Origin of the sequence: Phenylobacterium sp. (assembly GCF_035276905.1) — a bacterium.
GTDB lineage: Bacteria > Pseudomonadota > Alphaproteobacteria > Caulobacterales > Caulobacteraceae > Phenylobacterium.
The window spans coordinates 1-5,342 of the sequence record NZ_DATELG010000132.1 but is presented as its reverse complement, the minus strand read 5'-3'; the positions used below and the strand labels follow the sequence as shown (position 1 = coordinate 5,342).

Here is a 5,342-nt window from a genome sequence, read left to right as displayed (position 1 = left end):
CCGTCGCCCCGGACCGCGCCGGCCCGGGCACCAATGCGCTATCGCTGCCGCTGCCCCAGGCCGGCGGCTTCCGCTTCCAGTATGGCCCGGACAGCTTTGCCCGGCATGGCGCGGAGGCGGCCCGGCTGGGCTTGGCGCTGGAAGTGATCCGCTCGCCGACGCTGGGGCTGGACATCGACGAGCCCCAGGATCTGGCCGCCATCTGACTTTCTGTCAGCGAAGCTGGCTGCGGGCACGCCTCATGGCCAAGGCGTGCCGTCCGGCATCGCCGGCGGCGGGGTGCCCGGCGGCGGATAGGGCTGCGCGCACGGCGCGCTCGGACTATTGACCCGCGCCCCGTCCTGGCGGGGCTCAGGCGCGGGCGTCGGCGGCCGCGCGCCGGGCTTCTGCGGCTGTTGGGATGCGCCCATGGCTTGCTGCTCCGAAACCAGTTCAGCGCGGGCCGGCCGTGCGGGTTCCCTCCGTCGAGAGGGCGGGCGCCTGCATCGCCACCACCTCGTGGCCGGCCCGACTGACGCCGAACAGCACCCGCGGCCGGCTGGGGTCCCAGGCGATGGCCTGGCCGCCGACCTGGATCGGGACGGTGGCGACGTGCTCCAGCGTCGATCCCGACGCTGGGACCCTCAGGGCATAGAGCTCGGGCCGGTCGTGGCCGGTGACGTAGAGCAGGCCGTCCTCGCCCCAGCCGCCGCCCGAGCTGCTCCTCGGCGCGAAGCGGTCGAGCACCGAGGCGGGGAAGCTCCAGGCCTGGACCCGGCGCCAGGCGTCGTCGAACTTCACCAGCCGGGTCGCGCGGTGGTCACGGCCGGGCTCTCCGCCGCGGCCGTCGTAGTTGGCGAACGCCGCCCACCAGAAGCCGTCGTGGCGGTCGACCCAGGTCAGCGATCCGCCCTGCTGACCGAGCGCGATCGTGCGCAGGTGGACCATCCGGCGGGGATCGAAGATCTCCACGGCGCTGGTCATCGGGGTCTGCGGATAGTTCGAGGCGGCGCAGACCAGCTCCTGGCCGATGATCTCGCAGGAGTTGATGTGCGGGTAGAGCTTCGGATCGCCCGCCCACTCGGCGACCTTGCGCCCGGTGGCCCTGTCGTACTTGGCGATGCGGGAATCATCGACGGCGTAGAAGTAGCTCGCATCGACGCCGACCCCCTGGTTGGCCTCGTCCGCCGGATAGCGCCGCAGCTCGACGCTGGGGGCGGTCGTGCGGACGGCGGAGGCTCCGGCCGCAGGCGGCTGCAGCGCGACGGCCGCGGCGAAGATCAGGCCGAGCATCAACTTCTCCCATCCCGCGGCGGTCAGGGCCGCCACGACACCTTCAGGCCGACAGGCTTCAGAACGGGCTTCACCCGGAAGCCCGGCGACGGCGGCGTTCGCGCCAGCGCCGACGGCGCCCAGTTCAGCTGATAGCGCACCAGATAGCCGGCGTGGTCGGACAATGCGCGCTCGCCCTTCGCGGCGTCGAAGACCGTGGCGACGCCGACCGGCCGCACGTCGAGTCCGCCGCCGGCGCTGAACGCCTGCAGATCCTGCGAGCGCAGCCAGGGCCTGCCCCCGGCCGCCGCCGCCTGGCCGGCGCAGCCCGCATCGACGCCGGCGCAGAACTCGCTGACCACCTTATAGGGCCGGCTCTGGGCGTCGTAGTCGTAGCGCGCCGGCGCGTTGCGCACATTGAAGTCGCCGCCGACCAGCAGCGGAATATCCGCCCGATGCTCGCGCTTGATGAAGGCCACGAGCTGGTCGGTCTGCTGGTTGTGCGCCGCCAGCGTCCGCGCCGGCGGTGTCCTGGACGCGCCCCTGGCGTTGAGGTGAGTGTTGACGATGTCGACCTCGCCGCCCGCGCCGGGCAGGGCCACGCGGACCAGCATGACCCCCTTGTTGGCCAGGCAGTCGAAGCCGGCGCAGGCCCGGTAGGCCTCGCCGCGCACCGCCACGATCGGCAGGTCGCTGAGGACGTGCAGGCCGCTGCCGGTGAACTTGCCCCAGCCCTCGCCGGCCAGCGGATAGCGCACCGCCGGATAGGCGGACGCCTGGCCGGACGCGAGCGCGGGCGGCTGCTCGTCGCGCTCCGGCCCGCGCGCCCAGTAGCGATAGCCGCTGACCTTCGCCAGCTCCGAGACCTCGCCCCGGAATCCTTCCTGGATCAGCACGACGTCGGGCTGCCGGCCGGCCTGCCGCATGCTCGCCAATTCACGCCCGATGGCTCTCAGCGCCTCGCCGCGGCCCTCGGCGATCGGCCAGGGCAGGCCGTGCACATTGTAGGTCAGGATGCTGATCTGAAACGGCCGGCCGGACTCGGGCGGCGGCCGTGGACCGGCGGACTGGGGTCCGGGGGGCGGACCGAGGCTGTTGATCACCACCGACGCCGCCGTCGCGGCGACAGACATCACGGGGCTCGCCAAGAACACCATTCGCCGCTCCAAGACATCGGAGCCGATCCCGCCGGGCACTGTTCGTCCGCCCCGCCAATCGAGCTCGAACTGTTCCAATGAAGCCGGATATGGATTGATGTGTTTGCCGGTCTTTGTCGGCAGATGCTTTGATTCTATGACCGTGGTGTGAAGCCACCGAGCCTTCTTATATTGCGGCGAAAGAAATCGACCGGCTGAGCGCCAGCCGGTCGATACTCTCTTCTATCCGTCGTCGCCCGACTTGTTCGGGCGCCCTATCCCGATGTCGTTCGGCGCCAGCTACGCTGTCACGCGCCGGCGAAGACCGGCTTGCCCTCGGCCGTCTTGATGTTCTCGCTCCACTGCTTGCGGACCATGTCCTTCACCTGCTGCGGCAGCGGCACGTAGTCGAGCTTCGTCGCCGCCTCGTCGCCGTGCGTGTAGGCCCAGTCGAAGAAGCTCAGCACCGACTTGCCCCGGTTCGCATCGGCCTGCTGCCTGTGCATCAGGATGAAAGTCGCGCCGGTGATCGGCCAGGCGCCGGCGCCGGGCTGGTCGATCAGCAGCAGGTAGTTGCCCGGCGCCCTGGCCCAGTCGGCGCCGCTGGCGGCGGCGGCGAATGCCTGGGCGGTCGGGGCGACGAAGGCGCCGTCGTGGTCCTGCAGCTGGGCGTAGGCCATCTTGTTCTGGGTCGCGTAGGCGTATTCGACGTAGCCGATCGAGCCCGGGGTCTGCTTGACGAAGGCGGCGACGCCGTCGTTGCCCTTGCCGCCGATGCCGGTCGGCCATTCGACCGCATCGTTGGCGCCGACCTTCTGCGCCCAGGCCGGGCTCTTGCTCGTGAGGTAGGTCGTGTAGAGGAAGCTGGTCCCAGAACCGTCCGAGCGATGCACGACGGTGATCGGCAGGTTCGGCAGCTTCACGCCGGGATTGATCGCGGCGATCTTCGGGTCGCTCCAGCTCTTGATGTTCCCCAGGTAGATGTCGCCCAGCAGCGCGCCGGTGAGCTTGATCTGGCCCGGCTGGATCCCCGGCAGGTTGACCACGGGGACGACGCCGCCGACCACGGTCGGGAACTGGTAGAGCCCGGCCTTTTCGAGATCCTCCGGCTTCATCGGCTTGTCGGAAGCGCCGAAGTCCACCGTCTTGGCCTGGATCTGCTTGATCCCGCCGCCGGAGCCGATCGCCTGATAGTTCAGGGTCTGGCCGCTGGTCTTCTTATATTCCTCGGCCCAGCGGGCGTAGATCGGCGCCGGGAAGGTCGCCCCCGCGCCCGAGATGCTGGGACCGCCGGCCACCTGGGCCGGAGCGGCGGCGTTGCCCTGAGCGGTCTGCGAGGATTTCCCGCAGCCGAAGAGCAGGAGCGCGCAGGCGACAGCTAAAGTCGTCGAAATCGCGGACTTCATCATCTGGGTCACCTTCCAATGTTTTGCGGACTTATGTGCAGGTCGCGTGACACCTGCGTGACATACGTTCCGTAGCCGGAACGATCATCGTCCGACCCACATCCTTTCACAGGACAGGGCGGATCGCATTTTCGAACCACAGCTTTGCGGTCGACCGCGGAACCCATGCGGGCGTTCCGCTCGTTACGGCCAAGTGGAGGGTGGCGCGGGGGCGCGTGCGAGGGAGGACGACCAATGCGTCGAGAAGACCCGGCGAACTGGATGTGGGCCGACGCCGTGCAGATGCTGTCGGAGGCCGAGCGCCTCCAGCGCCAGCTGTTCCGTCCGGCGGAGCAGCGAGTCGGCCGGCCCTGCTGGGAGCCGCCGGTCGACGTGCTGGAGACCGACCGCGAGGTGCTGATCCTCGCCGCCCTGCCCGGCGTCGACCCGGACGCGGTCGAGGCGGTGATCGAGGACGGCGTCCTGATCCTGTCCGGGACCCGGGTGCTGCCGCCGCAGCTGGAGACCGCTGTGATTCACCGGCTGGAGCTGCCGCAGGGCTGCTTCTCGCGGCGCATCCCCCTGCCCGCCGGCCGCTATGACGGCGTGCGCCGCATCGTCGCCAACGGCTGCCTGCTGGTCAGCCTGCGCAAGATGCGCTGAGCGGAGGGCCTTGAGACATGCCGGAGACCATCGTCGCCCCGAACCCCGCCCCAAAGTCGGCCTCTGGCGACCCGGCTGCGCTGCCGCCGCTGCCCGCCGACGCGGTGATCATCGTGCCGGTCCGCGAGAGCGTGCTGTTCCCCGAGATCGTGCTGCCGGTGAACCTGGACGGCCGCGTGGCGATCGCCGGCGCCCAGCAGGCGGTGCGGGCCCAGCGCCAGTTCGCCATCGTCCTGCAGAAGGACCCGACAGCCGAGGCGCCCGGGCCGGCGGAGCTGCACAGCATGGGCGTGGTGGCCAACCTCCTGCGCTACATCACCACCCCCGACGGCGGCCACCACATGATCTGCCAGGGCGTGCAGCGCTTCCACATCACCGAGTTCCTGGACGGCTGGCCGTTCCTGGTCGCGCGCGGCCTGCACCTGCCCGAGCCCCCCGGCCAGACGTCCGAGGTCGAAGCCCGCTTCGTCGGCCTGAAGCAGCGCGCCCTGGAGGCGCTCGCGCTCCTGCCCACCGCCCCGCCGCAGCTGCGCGAGGCGGTCGAGGCCGTGGCCGCGCCGGGCGCGCTCGCCGACCTGGCCGCCGCCCACATGGACCTCAAGCCGGAGGAGAAGCAGGACATCCTGGAGTCGCTCGACCTCGTGCAGCGGCTGGACAAGGTCTCGCGCCTGCTCTCCCACCGCATCGAGGTGCTGAAGCTCAGCCAGGAGATCAACCAGCAGACCCGCGCGACCTTCGACGAGCGCCAGCGCCAGGCGGTGCTGCGCGAGCAGATGGCCGCCATCCAGCGCGAGCTGGGCGAGGACAAGGAGGGCGCCGACCTCGACGAACTCAAGGCGGCGATCGACGCGGCCGGCATGCCCGAGGAGGTGGACGCCCAGGCGCGCAAGGAGCTGCGCCGGCTGGA

6 protein-coding genes are annotated in these 5,342 nt (G+C 70.6%); 3 read left to right on the top strand and 3 right to left on the bottom strand.

Translation table 11 applies throughout. The annotated features are described in order from the left end of the window. The coding region (locus tag VJS38_RS06090) for a hypothetical protein (protein WP_324087264.1) at positions 1 to 206 on the top strand (206 nt) is incomplete at its 5' end. Between the two features lie 226 nt (positions 207 to 432). Here the strand turns inward: VJS38_RS06090 and VJS38_RS06085 are convergent. The 3 genes from VJS38_RS06085 to pstS all read right to left on the bottom strand — a co-directional run bounded on the left by VJS38_RS06085 (position 433) and on the right by pstS (position 3,796). Next, the gene (locus tag VJS38_RS06085) at positions 433 to 1,308 is read right to left on the bottom strand and encodes a hypothetical protein (RefSeq protein WP_324087263.1); all 876 of its coding nucleotides are present in this window, start codon (positions 1,306 to 1,308) and stop codon (positions 433 to 435) included. Beyond that, positions 1,296 to 2,384 (bottom strand): endonuclease/exonuclease/phosphatase family protein, encoded by a 1,089-nt coding sequence (locus VJS38_RS06080; protein WP_324087262.1) that lies wholly within the window; start codon positions 2,382 to 2,384, stop codon positions 1,296 to 1,298. The genes VJS38_RS06085 and VJS38_RS06080 overlap by 13 nt, the downstream gene beginning before the upstream one ends. A 311-nt stretch (positions 2,385 to 2,695) precedes the next feature. After that, positions 2,696 to 3,796 (bottom strand): phosphate ABC transporter substrate-binding protein PstS, encoded by a 1,101-nt coding sequence (gene pstS / locus VJS38_RS06075; protein WP_324087261.1) that lies wholly within the window; start codon positions 3,794 to 3,796, stop codon positions 2,696 to 2,698. A 231-nt stretch (positions 3,797 to 4,027) separates the two neighbouring features. On the opposite strand from pstS, the gene VJS38_RS06070 reads away from it, so the two are divergent. Further along, complete coding sequence (locus tag VJS38_RS06070; RefSeq protein ID WP_324087260.1) at positions 4,028 to 4,435, top strand: Hsp20/alpha crystallin family protein; 408 nt, start codon at positions 4,028 to 4,030, stop codon at positions 4,433 to 4,435. Between the two features lie 17 nt (positions 4,436 to 4,452). Further along, the coding region (locus VJS38_RS06065) for an LON peptidase substrate-binding domain-containing protein (RefSeq protein ID WP_324087259.1) at positions 4,453 to 5,342 on the top strand (890 nt) is incomplete at its 3' end.